The following is a 17,853-nucleotide window of genomic DNA, read 5'->3' as shown; positions in this document are numbered from 1 at the left end:
CTTTCATGGGTAAATTTAGCAAATTACAGGTAAATCAAAATCTAACACATGTAGACGTTTCGCGATAGTACAACTTCAACCAGTATCTTTTAAAAACAAAAAAGGCTCTCCTCCCGGAAAGCCCTCTTCTATATAAAAGTACTCTTAAACTTAGTTGCCGCCTGAAAGGGCTGCCGCACCACTCACAATCTCGGTAAGCTCGGTAGTGATGGCTGCCTGACGGGCCTGGTTGTATGAAAGTTTTAACGATTTCAAAAGCTCACCGGCGTTTTCGGTTGCTTTATCCATCGCTGTCATACGGGCACCGTGCTCAGAAGCGTTCGAATCCAAAACAGCACGGTAAAGTTGGATTTTGATATTTTTAGGGATCAATTGCTCAACAATTTCCTGTTGTGATGGCTCAAGGATGTAATCAACGTTAGCTTCTTTGGCCTCTTCCTTTTTCTCAGGTTTTGGCACTGGTAACAGCTGCTCGGTGATCAGGTATTGTACAGCCGCGTTACGGAAGTGGTTATACACCAATTCAACACGGTCGTAATCACCATTCACAAAACCCTGCATAATGGCTTCGGTAATTTTTGAAGCATTTTCAAAGTTCAGATCCGAGTACAGCTCGTTGTTGTTACCAATAACGTTGTATTTACGCCTTTGATAAAACTCCTGGGCTTTTTTACCGATGGCAACGATAGATACGTTACCGGCAGCTAATTGCTTAGGATATTTCTCGGCGATTAAGTTATTGGCAGTTTTAATAACGTTGGTATTGAATGCACCGGCCAAACCACGGTTTGATGATACCACAACTACCAATACACGTACCGGCTCGCGCTCTTGCAGATACGGCGAAGTGTTATCCTCCAAACTTGCCGACAGGTTAGCCAACAGGTCTTTCAGCTTACTTGCGTAAGGGCGCAGTTGGATAATAGCGTTGGTAGCACGTTTCAACTTAGCAGCCGAGACCATTTTCATGGCCTTGGTGATCTGCTGGGTTGATGATACAGATTTGATCCTGTTTCTTACTTCTTTTAAATTAGCCATTCTTTACGATGTGCAAATTTTTTTAATGTGCAAATATGCGGATGTGCAGATGTGCAGTTTTATTTAAGTGCGGATATACATTGCGTGCATCTTTAATCTGCACATCTGCATATCCGCACATCTAAAATTAATACCTTGCCGATAGTTCTTTAGCTACTGTTTCCAGTACGCCGGTAAGCTGGTCGTCAAATTTACCTGCTTTAAGGGCAGCTAAAACTTCCGGGTGACGGGCTTCTAACTGATCGGTAAATTCGGTTTCAAATTCCCTTACTTTATTTACCGGTACGTTACGCATTAAGTTTTTAGTACCTAAGTAAATGATAGCAACTTGTTTTTCTACAGTTACCGGTGAGTATTGACCTTGTTTCAGGATCTCTACGTTACGGATACCTTTGTCCAACACGTTTTTGGTTGAAGCGTCAAGGTCTGAACCGAATTTAGAGAAAGCCTCTAACTCGCGGAACTGAGCCTGGTCAAGTTTCAGGGTACCTGCTACTTTTTTCATTGATTTGATCTGCGCGTTACCACCTACACGTGATACCGAGATACCTACGTTGATAGCCGGACGAACACCAGCGTTGAACAAGTTCGACTCTAAGAAGATCTGACCATCGGTAATCGAAATTACGTTGGTTGGGATGTATGCAGATACGTCACCAGCCTGTGTTTCGATGATAGGAAGCGCTGTTAATGAACCGCCACCTTTAACGATATGTTTGATCGACTCAGGAAGATCGTTCATTTGTTGAGCGATCGAATCGTTTGAGTTGATTTTAGCGGCACGCTCTAATAAACGGCTGTGCAGGTAAAATACGTCACCCGGGTAAGCCTCACGGCCCGGTGGACGACGTAATAATAACGAAACCTCACGGTAAGCAACAGCTTGTTTAGATAAGTCATCATAGATGATCAAACCAGGGCGACCAGTATCGCGGAAATACTCGCCGATAGCGGCACCGGCAAACGGAGCAAAGAACTGCATGGTTGCAGAATCCGAAGCGTTAGCGGCAACTACGATTGAGTAAGGCATAGCGCCGTTCTCTTCCAGCGTACGAACGATGTTGGCAACAGTTGATGCTTTTTGTCCGCAAGCTACATATATACAGATAACAGGTTGGCCTGCATCATAAAATTCTTTTTGATTGATGATGGTATCGATACAAACCGCAGTTTTACCTGTTTGACGGTCACCGATAACCAACTCACGCTGGCCACGGCCGATAGGGATCATCGCGTCGATAGCTTTGATACCGGTTTGTAATGGCTCGGTTACCGGCTGACGGTAGATTACACCTGGCGCTTTACGCTCAAGTGGCATCTCGTAAGTTTCGCCGGCAATAGGGCCTTTACCATCGATAGGGTTACCGAGGGTATCCACAACGCGGCCTAACATGCCTTCACCTACTTTAATAGATGCGATCCTGTTGGTACGTTTAACGGTATCACCTTCTTTAATATCGTCAGATTTACCTAACAATACCACACCCACGTTATCTTCTTCAAGGTTAAGTACGATGCCTTGCAATCCTGTGCCAAATTCAACCAACTCGCCCGACTGTACTTTAGTTAATCCATAAACGCGTGCGATACCGTCACCCACCTGGAGTACAGTACCCACTTCTTCTAATTCAGATTCTGACTTGAAGCCGGCCAACTGCTGACGCAAAATTGCTGATACTTCATCTGGTCTTACCTCTACCATTGTTTAAAATTTATTTAGAGTTTTACTTTTAATACTTATTAATTATGCCTGAACAGCAAATTCTTTTTTCAACTTCTTAAGGCTTGCAGCAATGCTGGTATCAACCTGCCTGTCGCCTATGGTTAGCACAAAACCACCTATCAGCGCTGGATCTATCTTGGTTTCCAGTACCACGGTACCGCCAACAGCCTGTTGCAGCTCGGCAATTAATGTAGCCTTGTTAGCTTCAGAAAGCGCGGTTGCAGATGTTACTTTAGCCTTAGTAATGTGATTTTTAACATTATACTGGTTAATATATTCGCCTGCTGTAAAGTATAAAACCTCACCGCGGCCTTTGTTAACCATCAGCTTAAAAAAAGCGATAGTAGCTTTGTTCACCTTGCCCAAAAAAATCTCATCAAGTATTTTTATTTTTTTTGAATGAGATATGATCGGGTTGGCCAATACGGCTACCAGCTCGGGGCTGCCCTTCAGGGTTTTAAGAAAAAGGTCCATATCGGCTTTGATCTCCGCAACAATACCTTGTTCCTGGGCAAGATCAATGATCGATTTGGCGTACCTGGTTGCTACCGTTATTTCTGACATATTTTTGTTGAGATGTGAGATATAAGATATGAGATTTGAGACTTAAGAACTTTGCATTTGTTCTCATATCTCCCGTCTAATATCTAAAATCTCATGTCTATATTACAATTTAACTTCTTTTAATAACTGGCCTACCAGTTCGTCTTGTTTTGCCTGATCTTCAAATTGCTTGCGAAGGATTTTCTCAGCAATTTCTAAAGACAAGGTAGCAACCTGATTTTTAACATCAGCCAAAGCAATAGCTTTCTGGTTGTTAATTTCAACACGGGCAAGCTCAATCATACGTGCACCTTCTTTGTGCGCGGTTTCTTTAGCTTCGCTAATGATGCTTTCTTTTACCTTGCGGGCTTCAGAAAGGATCAAATCGCGCTCGGCACGGGCTTGTTTAATTAACGATTCGTTTTCGTTAGTTAAACGGCTCATTTCTTCTTTAGCAGCCTCAGCTTTTAATAAAGCATCTTCGATAGAACGCTCACGCTCGGTGATAGCGCCCATAATTGGTTTCCAGGCAAATTTAGCTAAAATAAAGAACAGAAATGCGAAAGCTACTGTAGTCCAAACAACTAAACCTAATTCCGGGGTAACTAATGGATTCATTTTATATTGACCTCTTATTTTTCTCTTTCAATTAAACATTTTAATAAGAACCGCCCCGGGGCCAACCGCTCCGGCTGCGGTTCTTAATTTTTTGAGCTGATTAACGTAAGCCCAGGAATGATACTACCACACCGAACAAAGCAGCACCTTCAATAAGAGCTGCAGCGATGATCATGGCAGTTTGGATTTTTGAAGCAGCTTCCGGCTGACGTGATATACCTTCCATGGCTTTACCACCAACCTGACCGATACCGATACCAGCACCGATTACTGCTAAACCTGCACCTAATGCAGCAATACTTCCAATCATGATTTTAAATTTAAAATGTTAATATATATTATAGTTGTTTACTAATTAATGATGGTGCTCCTCAATGGCGCTACCAATAAACAATGCGGTAAGCAAAGTAAAGATAAAGGCTTGCAAACCCGCTACCAGCAACTCAAGCACGTCCATAAACACTACGAAAGGCACTGAAACCAGCGAAACGTAAGCGCTTTTAAAAACGAAGATGAGCGATATCAGGGCAAGCACAATAATGTGACCTGCGGTAATGTTTGCGAACAAACGGATCATTAACGCAAAAGGCTTTGAAAAGATACCCAACAACTCAACAACCCACCATAACGGCCATAACCAAACAGGTACTGTGCTCGGCACAAAAATGTGCGCCCAATAGTGTTTGTTACCATTAAGGTTAACTACCAATAAGGTAATTACGGATAACACCATGGTTACCGCGATATTACCGGTAAGGTTTGAGCCACCCGGAAAGAACGGAACCAAACCGATCAGGTTATTGATCAGGATAAAGAAAAAAACAGTTAATAACAACGGCATAAAACGCGCGTATTTGTAACCGATGTTTGGCAACGCGATATCATCACGCACAAACAAAATTATTGGTTCAAGGAACGATTGTAAACCTTTTGGCGCCTTGCCTGTACGTTTTTTGTAAGTTGACGCTACACTCAGGAACACCAACAGTAAAATCACCATTGAAAGCAGCATAGAAGCTACGTTTTTAGTGATCGACAGATCGAAAACTTTAGCAGTGGTATCTTCGGTTTTATCCTCGCCGGTTACTGCCTTTATTTTATCATGAATAAGGGCGTATTTATGGTATTTACCTTCGTAAATTTTCTCGCCTTCTTCAAACACTGATGACATGAAAACTTCAAGCCCTTTATCAGTGTAAAGAATTACCGGAAGCGGCATTGCAAGTTTTCCACCGATGTGGAAATAATGTGAATCCGAGATGTGCTCCATGATGGTTTCAGTCGGATCAAATTTGCCCTCTTCTTTAGTTTCGGTGGCTGGCTCAGCGGCTTTTTTTTCTTGCAAAGCGGACGCTTTTACAGATACAAACAGCGAAAAAACGCTTAAAACGATACCTAAGGTGATTTTTTTTGAGTTCAAAACAGGCCTAAAATCCATTAGCAGAGAGTTTTTTACTTTATTTTTTGGTTGCGCAAGGTACACAATAAGCCGTAAATTTCAAAGGCTATGCTTAAGAAATAAACGTAAAAAAAATTGACCAGGAAGATCCCGTTGTTTGGTTTCACTTTCAACACAAAAAACAGGGCGAAAAACATAGCCGCCAAAATCTTAACCGTAGTAGCCGCAAGGAAGGTTTGGGTGTACAGCGAATAGTTGATTTTACCCACCAGGTTCACCAAAAAAACGGTGATAAAAGTGAGCATTGCGATGAAGAAAAAGATGAGCCAAAACTTAGGCACAAGCCAGTTTGTATGGCCGGTATAAGTAAGCAAAATAGGCGGTATTGCCGTGATAATTACAAACAGGATGAAGGACAGGATAACGCGCAGCAATTTTTTCAGTTTTTTACAGATCGGATAACAAGAAATAATGCAATAAACACCCCGGCAAGCGATAGTGCAGCCGTCACCCATTTTACGGTATGCCCGGCGCTTTCGTCAATTTTGTAACCGGCAAAGGCACAGATACCGATAATGGCAATCATCTGGAAGGCGATGCCGGTAAACTTAGCATAATTGCTTACCTGTTTAGCAGCATCATCCGTATTATCCTGTTCATTTTTTGACATGCGCAAATTTATTAAACCTATTGTATAATCTTTAGTATTTTAGCAATGCTTTTTAAACCACCGTATTACATTGAGGCGAGTATCATCAACCATTAAACAAAAAACCGGCATTTTTTTATTGTCTGCTATAATAGTTATAGCAGCCGGCTGCTCGCTCGAAAAACAAAGCGGCTTTAACCGCACTATGCAAAATTTAACGGCACATTACAACATATTGTTTAATGCCAACGAGATTTTACGCCTGAAGCAGGAAAGCTATGCTGCTGCCTTTCCCGATGCTTATAATGAGATCCTGAGCGTTTACCCCGATACCACCGCCCAAACAGGTACACCCGATAAAGACCTGGAAGAAGCCGTAAAAAAAGCCAATAAGATCATCAGCATTAAAGAGCAAAGCCATTACCTGGGAGATGCCTACCTGGTGCTGGGGAAAGCCCGCTACCTGGAAGCGAGTTATTTTGATGCCGTTGAATATTTTAACTATGTGATCCTCTCGTTCGGCAAACAGGCCAAACTGAAACAGGAAGCCAGGGTGTGGAAAGCACGCGGGTTGATGTACCTGAACCAGCTTCCGCTTGCAAAAGCCACTATCGATTCGGCTATCCAGGATATCAATCCTAAAAAAAGCATTCCGGCCGATGTTTACGCTGCCAAACTGCAATACGATATCATTACCCAGGATTATACCGAAGCCGAAGAAATGGCCAAACAGGCCATCAAATACAGCCATACAAAAAGCCTCACCCTGCGGTGGACATTTATTTTAGCTCAACTGCAGGAACTTAATTTAAAAGCCGGCGATGCCTACCAAAATTATACCCGCATTGTTAAAAGCAATGCCAGTTTCGAGATGGCTTTTAACGCCAATCTTAACCGCATCCGCATCCAGGATAATCAAAACGGCATTAAAACCAGCAAGATCGATCTGTTACGCTCATTGCTGAAAAACGAAGATAATGCCGATTTTAACGACCAGATCTGGTACCAGATAGGCGAGCAGCAATTCCGTGCCGGCGAAATTGACAACGCACTTAAAAGCTATAAAAAATCGGTACGGGTAAGCACAAAAAATCAAAACCAAAAAGGCCTCTCCTATTTACGCATTGCCGAAGTTGATTTTAAAAACAAAGCCGATTACGCTAACGCCAAATTGTATTATGATAGTACGCTAACTAACCTGTCGCCTAACTACCCCGGCTACCAGCTTATCCGTAAAAAGGCCGATAACCTGCAAATCCTTACCAAACTCCTCGAAACCATATCGCGCGAAGATACCCTGCAAATGCTGGCCGCCCTTGATGAAAAAACACGCGATGCCCGTATTGATGCCATGGTGGCCCGCAAAACCCGCATCCAGCAGCAGGCCGTAAACGCCGAAGCCGCAAATGCCAATAATGGTACCGTGCAAAACGCGTTCGATCGTAATAACAATTCGCAATCAGCCAATTCATCAAACAACAGGAGCACTGGCAGTAATTTTTACTTCTATAATAACAGCGCCATAAGCCAGGGCTACAATGATTTTAAAAGACTATGGGGTAACCGCAAACTGGAAGATAACTGGCGCCGCAGCCGCCGCTCAAATGCAGGCATCCCTACGGCATCGTCCGGTATAGCACAAACAGCCGATCCCGACGCACCTGTGGGTAGTGCAGCTTACAACGCAAATAATACTTCGGCGGGTGCCTACCGGCAGGAACTCACCAAAAACCTGCCGCTTACCCCTGCCTTGTTACAGCAATCAAACATGCGTATTTATGATGCCTATTTTGAAATGGCTAATTTTTATCGTGATGTGCTGGAGGATAAAAAGGAAGCTATTGCCACTTATGAGGCTTTGCTGGCCCGCTTTCCGCAAAGCAATGATAAGCCGTCGATATATTATAACCTGTACAGGCTGTATGCTGATATCGATATCAATAAATCCAACAATTATAAAAACCGGGTACTGAAAGAATTTCCTGAAAGCATATTTGCCAAAGTTATTCTCGATCCGGATTATGCCCGTAAGCTGGACGATGTAAATGCCGAGTTTAACGGTTACTATAACCAGGTTTATCAATTGTACGCCCAAAAGCAATACGCCAAAGTAGTTGGCAGCGCCGATGATCTGCTAAAAAAATACCCGGATAACCGCTACGCGCCGCAATTGTATTATTTAAAGGCGATAGCCGCCGGTCACCAGGAAAAACTGGCGCCTTTTCAAACCGATTTGCAGATGATAGCCGCCAAATATCCGCAGGATAAACTGGTGACGCCCTTGGTTAACCAACACCTGGCTTATATCGACTCGAACCGGACCGAAATTGCCGCCCGCCCGGTAGTGTTATATGATGACGATCCAAACGAGATTCCATTCACCCCGCCGGTAGCTTATCAAAAGCAAACCGAATACCGTAAGCCCTATGTTGCCGAAGCCGTAGTACCGCAGCAGCGTATTGAAAGGGATAAGCAAATTGAAAATACCAAAGCCCCTGCTGCCAAAATTCAACCACAGACACCGCAGCAACAGGCAGCAAAAATTGGCGACATCCAGATCCCCTTACCTAAGCACGAGATCCCGCCCATGTCTAACGCTCCTGATATAGCAGTGCAGCCTGCGCCTAAACAACAGGATAGCGTGGTGACCAAACCTCCCGTGGCTATTAGCAATGTGCCTGTTGTGAATTATATATTCAGCAAGCGCGACAGCAGCTTTTACTTTTTTGTTGTAAATGTGGCTACAGGTACAACTAATCTGGCCTCATCCCGTTTTGGTATAGGGCAATTTAACCGTACACATTATGCCAACGTACCTATATTTCACCTCATAAAAGGTGTTGGGGCCGATAATCAGCTGATATATGTTGGCCGTTTTTACAGTTTGGACGATGTTAAAGCCTATGCCAGGGCTATTATCCCGCTAATGCCTGATATTATGAAGGTACCCAAGGATAAATACAGCTTTTTTATCATTACGAAGGAAAATCTGGATAAATTAGCAACCCAAAAAATATTGGAGAGTTATATCGACTACTACCAGAAATTTTATTAAAAAATGAGAACCACCAATCCAAGGTTTAATTCAAAAAACACACTGCAACCCGCAGATATAAGAAGATACAACTGGTACATATGGCGCACTGTTATAGCACTGTTCGCTTTTGTGGTAATTATGATTACCCTTACCATTTTTGATGTATTTGGCCAGCTGCCATCCTTCCGCGATCTGGAAAACCCTAAAAGCAACCAGGCAACTGAGATCATCTCATCGGATAAACAGGTTTTGGGTACCTATTATGTTCAAAACCGGTCGAACGTTACTTATCGGGAGTTATCGCCCAACGTAGTTAATGCCCTGGTAGCTACCGAGGATAAACGCTTTTATGATCACTCGGGCATTGATTTCGGTCGTAGTTTTACCATTTTCGCGCATTTGCTTATCGGTCAAAAACAGGGCGGCAGTACCATTACCCAGCAATTGGCGCTAAATCTTTTTTCCGAACGATCAGCCAATCCATTTAAACGCATCATCCAGAAACTGCAGGAATGGGTTACCGCCGTTAAATTGGAACGCCATTACACCAAGGAGGAAATCCTTACCATGTACCTTAACACGGTTGATTTTGGCGCGTACAATACTTACGGCATCAAATCGGCAGCACGCACCTATTTTAATACCACACCCGATAAGCTTACACCCGACCAGGCTGCTTTGCTGATAGGTATGGTTAACGGCCCCGGCATTTACTCGCCCATCCGCCACCCTGATAATGCCATAAAACGCCGTAACCTGGTTCTTAACCGTATGGCCGAGCAAAAATACCTGAGCGAAGGCCAGGCCGAAGAGTTTAAAAGAAAACCCCTCGGTTTGGATTTTCACCAGAACAATCACTTTGACGGCTTAGCTCCATACTTCCGCTCGGTGTTGAAAAAAGAAGTTCAGAAAATTTTTAAAGAACAAAACATTAACCGTCCGGATGGTACGCCATATGACCTTGACCGTGACGGTCTAAAAATATACACCACCATTGATGCCACCATGCAGCAATATGCCGAGGAAGCACAAAAAGAGTATATGAAGGATCTGCAGGCGCAGTTTAATGATCACTGGCGGGGCCGCAACCTGTACAAAAGCATTCATAACTTTAAGTTTCTGCTTGACCAGGGGATGCAAAAATCTGACAGGTATAAACAATTGAAACAACAGGAAAAAACAGACGAGGAGATCCAGGAAAACTTTAATACCAAAACTACCCTCAACCTGTTTACCTGGCATGGCAATATCGATACCCTGATGAGGCCTATCGACTCGATCATCTACAGCAAAATGCTGCTGCGTAACGCCCTCATGAGCATGGACCCAACAACCGGCTATGTTAAAGCCTGGGTAGGCGGCACCAACTTTGAGCATTTTAAGTATGATCAGGTGAAGAACGGTACCCGCCAGGTAGGTTCAACAGCCAAGCCGTTTACTTATGCCGTGGCTATTGATAATGGTTACTCGCCATGTTTAAAGATCAATAACGTGCCTGATACCATCCGCGGTTATGGTGCACCATGGTGCCCACGCTCGTCGCCATCCGAAACCTTGCCGGGCTTTATTACCTTAAGGCAGGCATTGGCACACTCGCAAAACTGGGTTACCGCCCACGTAATGGGCGAAGTTAAACCCGAGCCTGTGGTTGACCTGATTAAAAAAATGGGCATTACCAGCGCGGTTCCGCCATATCCATCCATCTGCTTAGGTACATTTGATGCCTCTGTTTTTGAAATGACCGCCGCCTACTCAACATTTGCCAACCATGGCTTGTGGACAGAGCCAACTTATATTTTACGCATTGAAGATAAAAACGGCAACGTACTGTACACCCACACCCCGCGCGTTGTGCAGGCCATGAACCCGCAAACCGCCTACGTAATGACCTATATGCTTAAAGGCGTTATTGAAAACGGAACAGGTTCAAGGCTGGCTTATAAATACGGCCTGCGCAACCCGATAGGCGGCAAAACAGGCACCACCCAAAACAACTCCGACGGCTGGTTTATTGGCATCACCCCGCAACTGGTTACCGGCTTGTGGACGGGCTGTGAAGACCGTGATATTGCCTTCCAGAGCACCCGCCTTGGCGAAGGTGCCAACAGCGCCCTGCCTATCTTTGCCTTTTATATGAAGAAGGTTTACGCTAACCCTTCCCTTGGCATCAAAAAAACTGTTGATTTTGATGCCCCTGCCAATGGGGTGAGTATTGAGATGAATTGCGATGTGTATAATCAGCAACAGCAAGGCAATAATAGCGAGGTTGACAACAAACTTGGATTTTAAGTTGGTTCATTTGTTCACTGGTTCATTTGTTCATTGGTGGATAGTTCAATAACTTACTTAAACAATTCAATAGTATGAGTCATCACTCATTAGAAGATTTAGAAGTATATCGATTGGCTGATAGTTTTAGCGACGAGATTTGGTTTATTGTAAGCGGATGGGATTATTTTACGAAGGATACTGTTGGAAAACAAATAGTTCGTTCTGCCGATTCTATAAGTTCAAACATGGCAGAAGGCTATGGAAGATATCATTATAAAGAAAATCGCAATTTCTGCTATTTCAGCCGGGGCTCTATTTTAGAAACGAAAGGCTGGCTACAAAAGTCGAAAAAAAGAAACTTAATAACGGAAGAACAATTTAATGATCTGTTTGAAAAGCTTCAAACAATACATATTAAATTGAACGCGTATTTAAAATTTATTGGTCGATCGGGAGGTAGTAGCAAACCCGACCAATAAAAGGGTTTATTGGATAAGTTATACATTTACTGCCATAACAGCACCAATGAACTAATGAACCAGTGAACTAATGAACGATTTTGACTATAGAGCTGCCTTGAAGAACATTCCTCATCGTCCCGGCGTATACCAATACTGGGATAGTGAGAATGAATTGATATATATTGGCAAAGCCAAAGACCTGCGCAACCGCGTAGGTTCATACTTTAACCAGGATATCCACATTAATGCCAAAACGCGGGTGCTGGTATCCAAAATCCGTGCTATTACTTTTACCATTGTTGATACCGAGGTTGACGCCTGGCTGCTGGAAAACAGCATGATTAAAAAGCACCAGCCGCGTTACAATGTTTTGTTAAAAGATGATAAAACCTACCCCTGGATCATCATCAAAAACGAAAATTACCCGCGTATTTTCTGGACACGCCGGATTATTAAGGATGGTTCAAAATACCTTGGCCCCTATGCATCAATCAGCATGATGCATAATATTTTAGGGCTGATTAAGGAAACTTATCCCCTGCGTACCTGCAACCTGGCGCTCACCCGCGAAAATATTGACAAGGGGAAATTTAAAGTTTGCCTGGAATACCAACTGGGTAACTGCAAAGGCCCCTGCCAAAACTTCCAGACAGAAGATGATTACGATAACAGCATCGAAGAGATTAAGGATATCCTGAACGGAAAGATTGGCGCCGTATTGCGCAGGTTGAAAAACGAGATGGATGCCGCCGCCATGGAAATGAATTTTGAGCTGGCGCACCGGCTTAAACGCAAATTCGAGCTGCTGGAGAATTACCAGAGCAAATCAACCGTTGTTAATTCGTCTATCACGGATGTGGATGTGTTCAGTATCGCATCCGAAGAGAAGCTGGCTTTTGTAAACTTCCTGAAGGTGATGAATGGCACCATCATCCAAACCCAAACCATCGAGCTTAAAAAGAAGCTTGACGAAACCGACGAGGAATTGCTTACACTGGCCATATCCGAGTTCAGGAGCCGTTACAGCAGCGACAGCAAGGAAATCATCGTTCCGTTTGATATCGACCTGGAAGACCATCCTAACATCAAATTCACGGTACCTAAGCTGGGCGAGAAACGTAAATTGTTAGATCTGTCGCAAAAAAACGTACAGTTCTTTAAAAAGGAAAAGATAGATCAATACGAAAAACTAAACCCCGAAGTACGCACCGAACGCCTGCTTACGCAGATGATGAAGGATTTGCGCATGAACCAGCTGCCTCGGCATATTGAGTGTTTTGATAACTCCAACTTCCAGGGCAAATACCCGGTTTCGGCCATTGTGGTTTTTAAAGATGGCAAGCCATCGAAAAAGGACTACCGCCATTTTAACGTTAAAACCGTTGAAGGCCCTAACGATTTTGCCACCATGGAGGAAGCCGTACACCGCCGCTACCGCCGCATGCTGGATGAGGGTACCGAACTGCCGCAACTGATAGTGATTGACGGCGGCAAAGGCCAGTTATCATCGGCTATGCACAGCCTTAAATTGTTGGGTATCGATAAAAAAGTAACCGTTATAGGCATTGCCAAGCGCCTGGAAGAACTTTACTATCCCAACGATCAGTACCCGATGTATCTCGACAAAAAATCAGAAACATTAAAGGTGATCCAGCACCTGCGTGATGAGGCTCACCGTTTCGGTATCACTTTCCACCGCAAAAAACGCGATAAGGGCACCCTGGTTACCGAGCTGGAACTGATAGAAGGCATTGGCAAAACAACAGCCGAGAAGCTTTTAAAATACTTTAAATCGGTAAAAAAAGTGCGTGAGGCTAATGAGGAATTGCTTTTGGAAGTGGTGAACCTGAAACAGGCTAAAGCGATATTGGCATATTTTGGCGGAGAGCAGGTAGCAGAGTAGTAATTAGCCAACATTAAAACAATAAAGCCCCGGTTTCATGGCCGGGGCTTTTATACTTATATGATGGAGCTGATTATTTTTGAACGATATAAAAAGCTTTGTTATCGCCGTCCTGGTAAATATGAACGGTTTCTTTAGTTACTTTACCATCGGTGCTTATTTCAAGTGTATAGTCGCCCAAATCCAATTCTGAAAAAACGTAGCCTTTGCTTACTGCGGCTTTGGTATCAACCACATCTTTCATCAAAAGCTCATCGTGATTGTTATAAAAACGTACATAAGTACGGCCGCTTTCTGATTTGGTTAAGGTAAGTTTTAAACCACGGTCGTTATCGAGGGCGTCGTAGCTTACGGTTTGTTTTACTTTAGGGGTATTATCTTTAGCGCTGGCTGCATTGGTAGCAAAAACGCCTGCGGTTAATAATAAAAATAATGCTGATAATTTGATTGAGGTTTTCATGGCTATAGTGTTTTAAGAGTGATTAATATTTGTTGTTGTTTGTTTCAATGATCAAATGAACAACATATATTCCGACTGCTAAAAAGTGTTATACCAGCTGCTGATATAAATAGACCAACGCCTGAAAAGCCTCAAAAAATGGATAAAATGCGGTTTCGTCGATAATTTTAGGGTTTGTCGGTTATTTTGAGGCGTTCGTCGGGATAGGGCTACAGCTTGTCATGATCAAAGTGAAAATCGCATACAAAAAAGATTTAAAATGCATCAAACCGTAAGTGTTTGAACCAACACCAAATCGAAAGATGATATAACAAAAAAGCGCAGTGAAATTCACCGCGCTTTTATATCGTAAAAATAAACCTTAGCTTATTAGTATTGCCACAGGTTAAGTTCCCAATCCATCAGCTCTTTCTTGATCCTTTCAGATTCGTAAAGCTTGTCGATACCCTGGGCGTAATCTTTTATACGTTCGTCTTTATCGTTGCTTTCTTTAACAATGTAGCTGGTAAAGATGCGCTTCATAAATACGTCGTCGAAGCTTAAGCCGGTAGCATCGCTGTTGCGGCTAATCACCTCTTTGGTTGCCAATATCGGGCGGGCATCAGGGAAGTAAACCCAAAATGCAGGCTGAAAATCGATATCCAGCGAACCGGCACCTTTAGGTTTAATTAACGGCGCAATACCGATAATACGAGGTTCGAAAATAGAACGCTGTTTATCAAAAACCCAATCTTCTTTAATACGGAACTTCAATACGCTATCCGGGTTAAACTCGCCGGCTACCATGCTTGATGAAATCACGTTGTTATCCTTATCACGTTTTTCAACCACACTGCTGTCTGATGCTAAACGACCGCGGGCTTGTGATCCGGTTAGTGGCGTAGAAAACTCATCACCGCCAACATCGTCTTTTTTACCTGGTGTAGGATCGTAAGCCGTCAATTCTCCGGCTACAATAGCGTCAAGCAACACGTCAATCAAACGGCGTTTTGGTGAAGCCAGGTATTGGTTCATTTTTTCGCGTACGTCAATCTCACGCCAAACCCTTTTTGCAAAGGCTACATCAACTTCGCGCAGGTTTGGATAAGGCGTAACCCTGGCGCTTAAAATGTTGGTTTTTTTATAATAACCGTCAAGTGGCCTTTCAAAAGGTTTTCCTCCAACTTTTCTTACGGTATCTGTAGCTGCAAGCGGCTGCTGGCTGGTAACATTATCAGGCTGTACCTGTGCCGGCGGGCGGCGGGTAGCGGCCTGGCGTGTTGTTGTAGCCGGCTTTTTAGCCGGAGGTCGTTTTGTGCGCTTTTTCTGGGCATAAGCACCCAGGCAAGCTAAACAAAGGATAACAACTAAAATTCTCTTCTTCATACGCGTTTTAGTTTGCGGATATTACAATCGGATCAAGAGATCGTGGTGAATGATCAGGGCCAACCGCAACAATATCCTTGAAAACAATGGTAGTTCCTGGTGTAACTGTATTTAAAGCACTATGCATTGCACTGGTTAACTCGCCGCTGCTGCCAGATAAAATTATGGCATCCTGGCGTGGCTTAACAACCAGTAATGTAAAGTGCGTTACGTTAAATTTTGCATCAAAATCAAAGTTATCCAGTTGGGCAAAAAGCCTGTCCTGCGCTTTGATATTGGCCGAACTGGTATTACCGCCGCTTTTGCCTGCAAACTGAGGCTTAGGATCGGGGATCCGTTTGATACGGAATTCTGTCGAACCTAAAACCATACCTTTTTCGCCGGTAACAGTAATGGTTGTTTTACCAATACTGCTCACCGTAGCAGTAAAATGACCACCCGATCCGCTTAATGAACCGCTACCGATGCGGGCATTGATACTTGATGTAGGTACACCCGGTGCCGATACCGAAATAGGATTTGGCACACCGATGTAAAGTACATTCATTTTATCAGGCGACACTACAGCCGATGGCCTTGCAACCATATATTGTCCGCTAATTGAATATGGCTTTGGAGGTCCATCAACTTGCTTTACCGATAACACGCCACTCCATGTATGCATGCCTTCGCCGCTTGCAGTAGTGGTATAAACACCTACACCATTGCTCGTTGGCACTTGCGACCCACCTACAGTAATGGTTGGATCCGAATTTTTGTCGTAAGCGGATAAATAAATTTCCGCTTTATAAGGCTGGCCGGCTATTACATAAGTGCTTGACGGAACTACTACAGCTTTAAATGCATTTAAAGTGACCTGCGCCTGATCGATTTTGCCTAATATCTTTTTAACAACCTCGTTTTCGGCGTTTTTATTATCTGCCTGAATTTTTGCTAAAGTTGTTATTGATGCACCCAGTGGTATACCATCGCCGAAATAAGCTTGCTGCCACGTTTTTGATGGGATGCCGGGACGTTTTGGCGGATCATTAGCATTTAGTGAAAAGTTAACACCCACACTATCTTTACCTAATATCTGCAATAATTTAGCCCTTGTAGCTTCAATTTTTTCCTTCAAAACATCGGCTTTTTTACCGTTGATCATCACTTCAGGCGAGATATCCAGGTTATCCCTTGCTTCAATATCATCTATTTCCGGGTTTATGCCCCCACCTTTTTTAATCAATTCGTTTTTTAGTTCCTCTACATAACCGTTCAACTCATCGGCAGTTTTACTTGCCTCGTGAGCCCTGTCCAATAGCAATCTCGCTTTTTCAGGCTGCTCTTTCATTTTAGTAGCTTCAAACGCGCTGTATGTAGTTTGCAAGCTGGTAGTAACGTTGGTTCTTGAAGCATCAAGGCTTCGTGTTATATTTTTGAATGCATCGAGTAAGCTATCCGGTACGTTCAGGGCTATAAGGCCCAATAGTACCAGGTATAGTATACCTATCATTCGCTGTCTTGGGGTTTCCTTACCTCCGGCCATCTATTCTAATCTTTTTCTTGTAATCAATCAATTAATTATAATTAAACACGTGGCTGGTTCATGGCAGTAAGCATATTGCCATAAATTGAGTTTAATGATGCCAGGTTTTTAGCCAAACGTCCTACCTCTTCTTTAAACTGCCTTGAATCGTCCATCGATTCGTTAAAGTTGTTCATGGTAAGAGCAAGGTTCTGGTAAAATTTATTCATTGATTTTAAGTGCGCGCTTGAATCCTGAAGCTCCAGTTCGTATACGGCATTCAGGGCAGATAGGTTTTTAGCCAATTGGTTAACCTGATCATGATAAGCTTTCGAATCAACATTTGAGTTTGCCATTTCGGTTAAGTTAGCTGATGCTTTTTCAAAAGCATTGCTCAATCTGTCGTAGCTATCTGTTGCTGATTTAACTTTGCTGGTAAAAGCGATAGTGGCTTCGCCTGCATCAGTAACGCGTGAAATAGCAGCTACCTTATCGCCAAATGAACGTAAACCATCGCCAAGGCTGCGTACCAACTCCGGACCGATTTTGGCTTCTTCCATCATTTTATCTAAAGCAACTGTAGTAGATGGACCTACGTTAGCACCACCACCGCGGATAGTAGCCTTTGGAAGTTCTCCCTGAAAATCTTCATTCAGTTCGGGATATACACGAACCCAATCAATTTCTTTGTCTTCACGTTGTAAGCCTAATAAAAAGAACAACACAGCTTCTGTACCCAAACCCGCTGTAATGAATTCCGATGCAAATTTCCAGTGCTGTATTTTAAACAACAACCCGATAATTACTACGGTTGCACCCAATGATATTACGTTCCCAATTCCGAATGGTTTTTTCTTTCCAGCCATAATAATTCAGAGATAA

Annotated in this window: 16 protein-coding genes; 4 read left to right on the top strand and 12 right to left on the bottom strand. The window is 43.3% G+C overall.

All coding sequences use genetic code 11. The annotated features are described in order from the left end of the window. Positions 1 to 150 precede the first annotated feature (150 nt). The 8 genes from atpG to HYN43_RS27570 form a co-directional block, all read right to left on the bottom strand. A complete protein-coding gene (gene atpG / locus HYN43_RS27605) occupies positions 151 to 1,038 on the bottom strand; it encodes an ATP synthase F1 subunit gamma (RefSeq protein ID WP_119407073.1) in 888 nt (295 codons plus the stop codon). Positions 1,039 to 1,165: 127 nt separating this feature from the next. Beyond that, the gene (gene atpA / locus HYN43_RS27600; RefSeq protein ID WP_119407072.1) at positions 1,166 to 2,740 is read right to left on the bottom strand and encodes a F0F1 ATP synthase subunit alpha; all 1,575 of its coding nucleotides are present in this window, start codon (positions 2,738 to 2,740) and stop codon (positions 1,166 to 1,168) included. Positions 2,741 to 2,782: 42 nt separating this feature from the next. Then, positions 2,783 to 3,325, bottom strand: a complete 543-nt coding sequence (gene atpH, locus HYN43_RS27595; protein ID WP_119407071.1) for an ATP synthase F1 subunit delta — start codon at positions 3,323 to 3,325, stop codon at positions 2,783 to 2,785. A gap of 102 nt (positions 3,326 to 3,427) precedes the next feature. Beyond that, positions 3,428 to 3,922 (bottom strand): F0F1 ATP synthase subunit B, encoded by a 495-nt coding sequence (atpF, locus tag HYN43_RS27590; protein ID WP_119407070.1) that lies wholly within the window; start codon positions 3,920 to 3,922, stop codon positions 3,428 to 3,430. Positions 3,923 to 4,022: 100 nt separating this feature from the next. Continuing rightward, on the bottom strand, positions 4,023 to 4,232 hold the full coding sequence (gene atpE / locus HYN43_RS27585) for an ATP synthase F0 subunit C (protein WP_091171878.1): 210 nt from the start codon (positions 4,230 to 4,232) through the stop codon (positions 4,023 to 4,025). A gap of 45 nt (positions 4,233 to 4,277) precedes the next feature. Then, positions 4,278 to 5,360: a F0F1 ATP synthase subunit A gene (gene atpB, locus HYN43_RS27580; RefSeq protein ID WP_119409156.1), complete on the bottom strand. Its 1,083-nt coding sequence runs from the start codon at positions 5,358 to 5,360 to the stop codon at positions 4,278 to 4,280. Positions 5,361 to 5,374: 14 nt separating this feature from the next. Continuing rightward, on the bottom strand, positions 5,375 to 5,755 hold the full coding sequence (locus HYN43_RS27575; protein WP_119407069.1) for a hypothetical protein: 381 nt from the start codon (positions 5,753 to 5,755) through the stop codon (positions 5,375 to 5,377). A 5-nt stretch (positions 5,756 to 5,760) separates the two neighbouring features. Further along, on the bottom strand, positions 5,761 to 5,991 hold the full coding sequence (locus HYN43_RS27570) for an AtpZ/AtpI family protein (RefSeq protein ID WP_119407068.1): 231 nt from the start codon (positions 5,989 to 5,991) through the stop codon (positions 5,761 to 5,763). Between the two features lie 70 nt (positions 5,992 to 6,061). On the opposite strand from HYN43_RS27570, the gene porW reads away from it, so the two are divergent. From porW to uvrC, 4 genes are all read left to right on the top strand, one after another. Beyond that, entirely contained in the window at positions 6,062 to 9,025 is a 2,964-nt protein-coding gene (gene porW / locus HYN43_RS27565) for a type IX secretion system periplasmic lipoprotein PorW/SprE (RefSeq protein ID WP_119407067.1), read from the top strand. A gap of 3 nt (positions 9,026 to 9,028) precedes the next feature. Beyond that, positions 9,029 to 11,296: a transglycosylase domain-containing protein gene (locus HYN43_RS27560; RefSeq protein WP_119407066.1), complete on the top strand. Its 2,268-nt coding sequence runs from the start codon at positions 9,029 to 9,031 to the stop codon at positions 11,294 to 11,296. A gap of 74 nt (positions 11,297 to 11,370) precedes the next feature. Then, positions 11,371 to 11,757: a four helix bundle protein gene (locus HYN43_RS27555; protein WP_119407065.1), complete on the top strand. Its 387-nt coding sequence runs from the start codon at positions 11,371 to 11,373 to the stop codon at positions 11,755 to 11,757. Positions 11,758 to 11,827: 70 nt separating this feature from the next. Further along, positions 11,828 to 13,642 carry an excinuclease ABC subunit UvrC gene (gene uvrC, locus HYN43_RS27550; protein ID WP_119407064.1) on the top strand — a complete coding sequence of 605 codons (1,815 nt, stop codon included), beginning with the start codon at positions 11,828 to 11,830 and terminating at the stop codon, positions 13,640 to 13,642. Between the two features lie 73 nt (positions 13,643 to 13,715). Here uvrC and HYN43_RS27545 read toward each other — a convergent pair whose 3' ends face one another. The 4 genes from HYN43_RS27545 to porL all read right to left on the bottom strand — a co-directional run bounded on the left by HYN43_RS27545 (position 13,716) and on the right by porL (position 17,837). Continuing rightward, positions 13,716 to 14,102, bottom strand: coding sequence for a hypothetical protein (locus tag HYN43_RS27545; protein WP_119407063.1), 387 nt, complete (start codon positions 14,100 to 14,102; stop codon positions 13,716 to 13,718). A 369-nt stretch (positions 14,103 to 14,471) separates the two neighbouring features. Further along, positions 14,472 to 15,467: a type IX secretion system ring subunit PorN/GldN gene (gene porN / locus HYN43_RS27540; protein ID WP_119407062.1), complete on the bottom strand. Its 996-nt coding sequence runs from the start codon at positions 15,465 to 15,467 to the stop codon at positions 14,472 to 14,474. A gap of 7 nt (positions 15,468 to 15,474) precedes the next feature. After that, positions 15,475 to 16,992 carry a type IX secretion system motor protein PorM/GldM gene (porM, locus tag HYN43_RS27535; RefSeq protein WP_119407061.1) on the bottom strand — a complete coding sequence of 506 codons (1,518 nt, stop codon included), beginning with the start codon at positions 16,990 to 16,992 and terminating at the stop codon, positions 15,475 to 15,477. Between the two features lie 41 nt (positions 16,993 to 17,033). Further along, the gene (gene porL / locus HYN43_RS27530) at positions 17,034 to 17,837 is read right to left on the bottom strand and encodes a type IX secretion system motor protein PorL/GldL (protein ID WP_119407060.1); all 804 of its coding nucleotides are present in this window, start codon (positions 17,835 to 17,837) and stop codon (positions 17,034 to 17,036) included. Positions 17,838 to 17,853 lie beyond the last annotated feature (16 nt).

This window comes from Mucilaginibacter celer (genome assembly GCF_003576455.2).
GTDB classification, from domain to species: domain Bacteria; phylum Bacteroidota; class Bacteroidia; order Sphingobacteriales; family Sphingobacteriaceae; genus Mucilaginibacter; species Mucilaginibacter celer.
Note: the sequence above shows the minus strand (reverse complement) of the source record. Positions and strands in the feature narration are given on the sequence as shown.

Coding starts and splice junctions, on each gene's coding strand:
- atpH (WP_119407071.1), bottom strand. CDS start 3,325: ATGTCAGAAATAACGGTAGCAACCAGGTACGCCAAATCGATCATTGAT.
- atpE (WP_091171878.1), bottom strand. CDS start 4,232: ATGATTGGAAGTATTGCTGCATTAGGTGCAGGTTTAGCAGTAATCGGT.
- porM (WP_119407061.1), bottom strand. CDS start 16,992: ATGGCCGGAGGTAAGGAAACCCCAAGACAGCGAATGATAGGTATACTA.
- atpB (WP_119409156.1), bottom strand. CDS start 5,360: ATGGATTTTAGGCCTGTTTTGAACTCAAAAAAAATCACCTTAGGTATC.
- HYN43_RS27545 (WP_119407063.1), bottom strand. CDS start 14,102: ATGAAAACCTCAATCAAATTATCAGCATTATTTTTATTATTAACCGCA.
- HYN43_RS27570 (WP_119407068.1), bottom strand. CDS start 5,991: ATGTCAAAAAATGAACAGGATAATACGGATGATGCTGCTAAACAGGTA.
- HYN43_RS27555 (WP_119407065.1), top strand. CDS start 11,371: ATGAGTCATCACTCATTAGAAGATTTAGAAGTATATCGATTGGCTGAT.
- atpA (WP_119407072.1), bottom strand. CDS start 2,740: ATGGTAGAGGTAAGACCAGATGAAGTATCAGCAATTTTGCGTCAGCAG.
- porL (WP_119407060.1), bottom strand. CDS start 17,837: ATGGCTGGAAAGAAAAAACCATTCGGAATTGGGAACGTAATATCATTG.
- uvrC (WP_119407064.1), top strand. CDS start 11,828: ATGAACGATTTTGACTATAGAGCTGCCTTGAAGAACATTCCTCATCGT.
- atpG (WP_119407073.1), bottom strand. CDS start 1,038: ATGGCTAATTTAAAAGAAGTAAGAAACAGGATCAAATCTGTATCATCA.
- atpF (WP_119407070.1), bottom strand. CDS start 3,922: ATGAATCCATTAGTTACCCCGGAATTAGGTTTAGTTGTTTGGACTACA.
- porN (WP_119407062.1), bottom strand. CDS start 15,467: ATGAAGAAGAGAATTTTAGTTGTTATCCTTTGTTTAGCTTGCCTGGGT.
- HYN43_RS27560 (WP_119407066.1), top strand. CDS start 9,029: ATGAGAACCACCAATCCAAGGTTTAATTCAAAAAACACACTGCAACCC.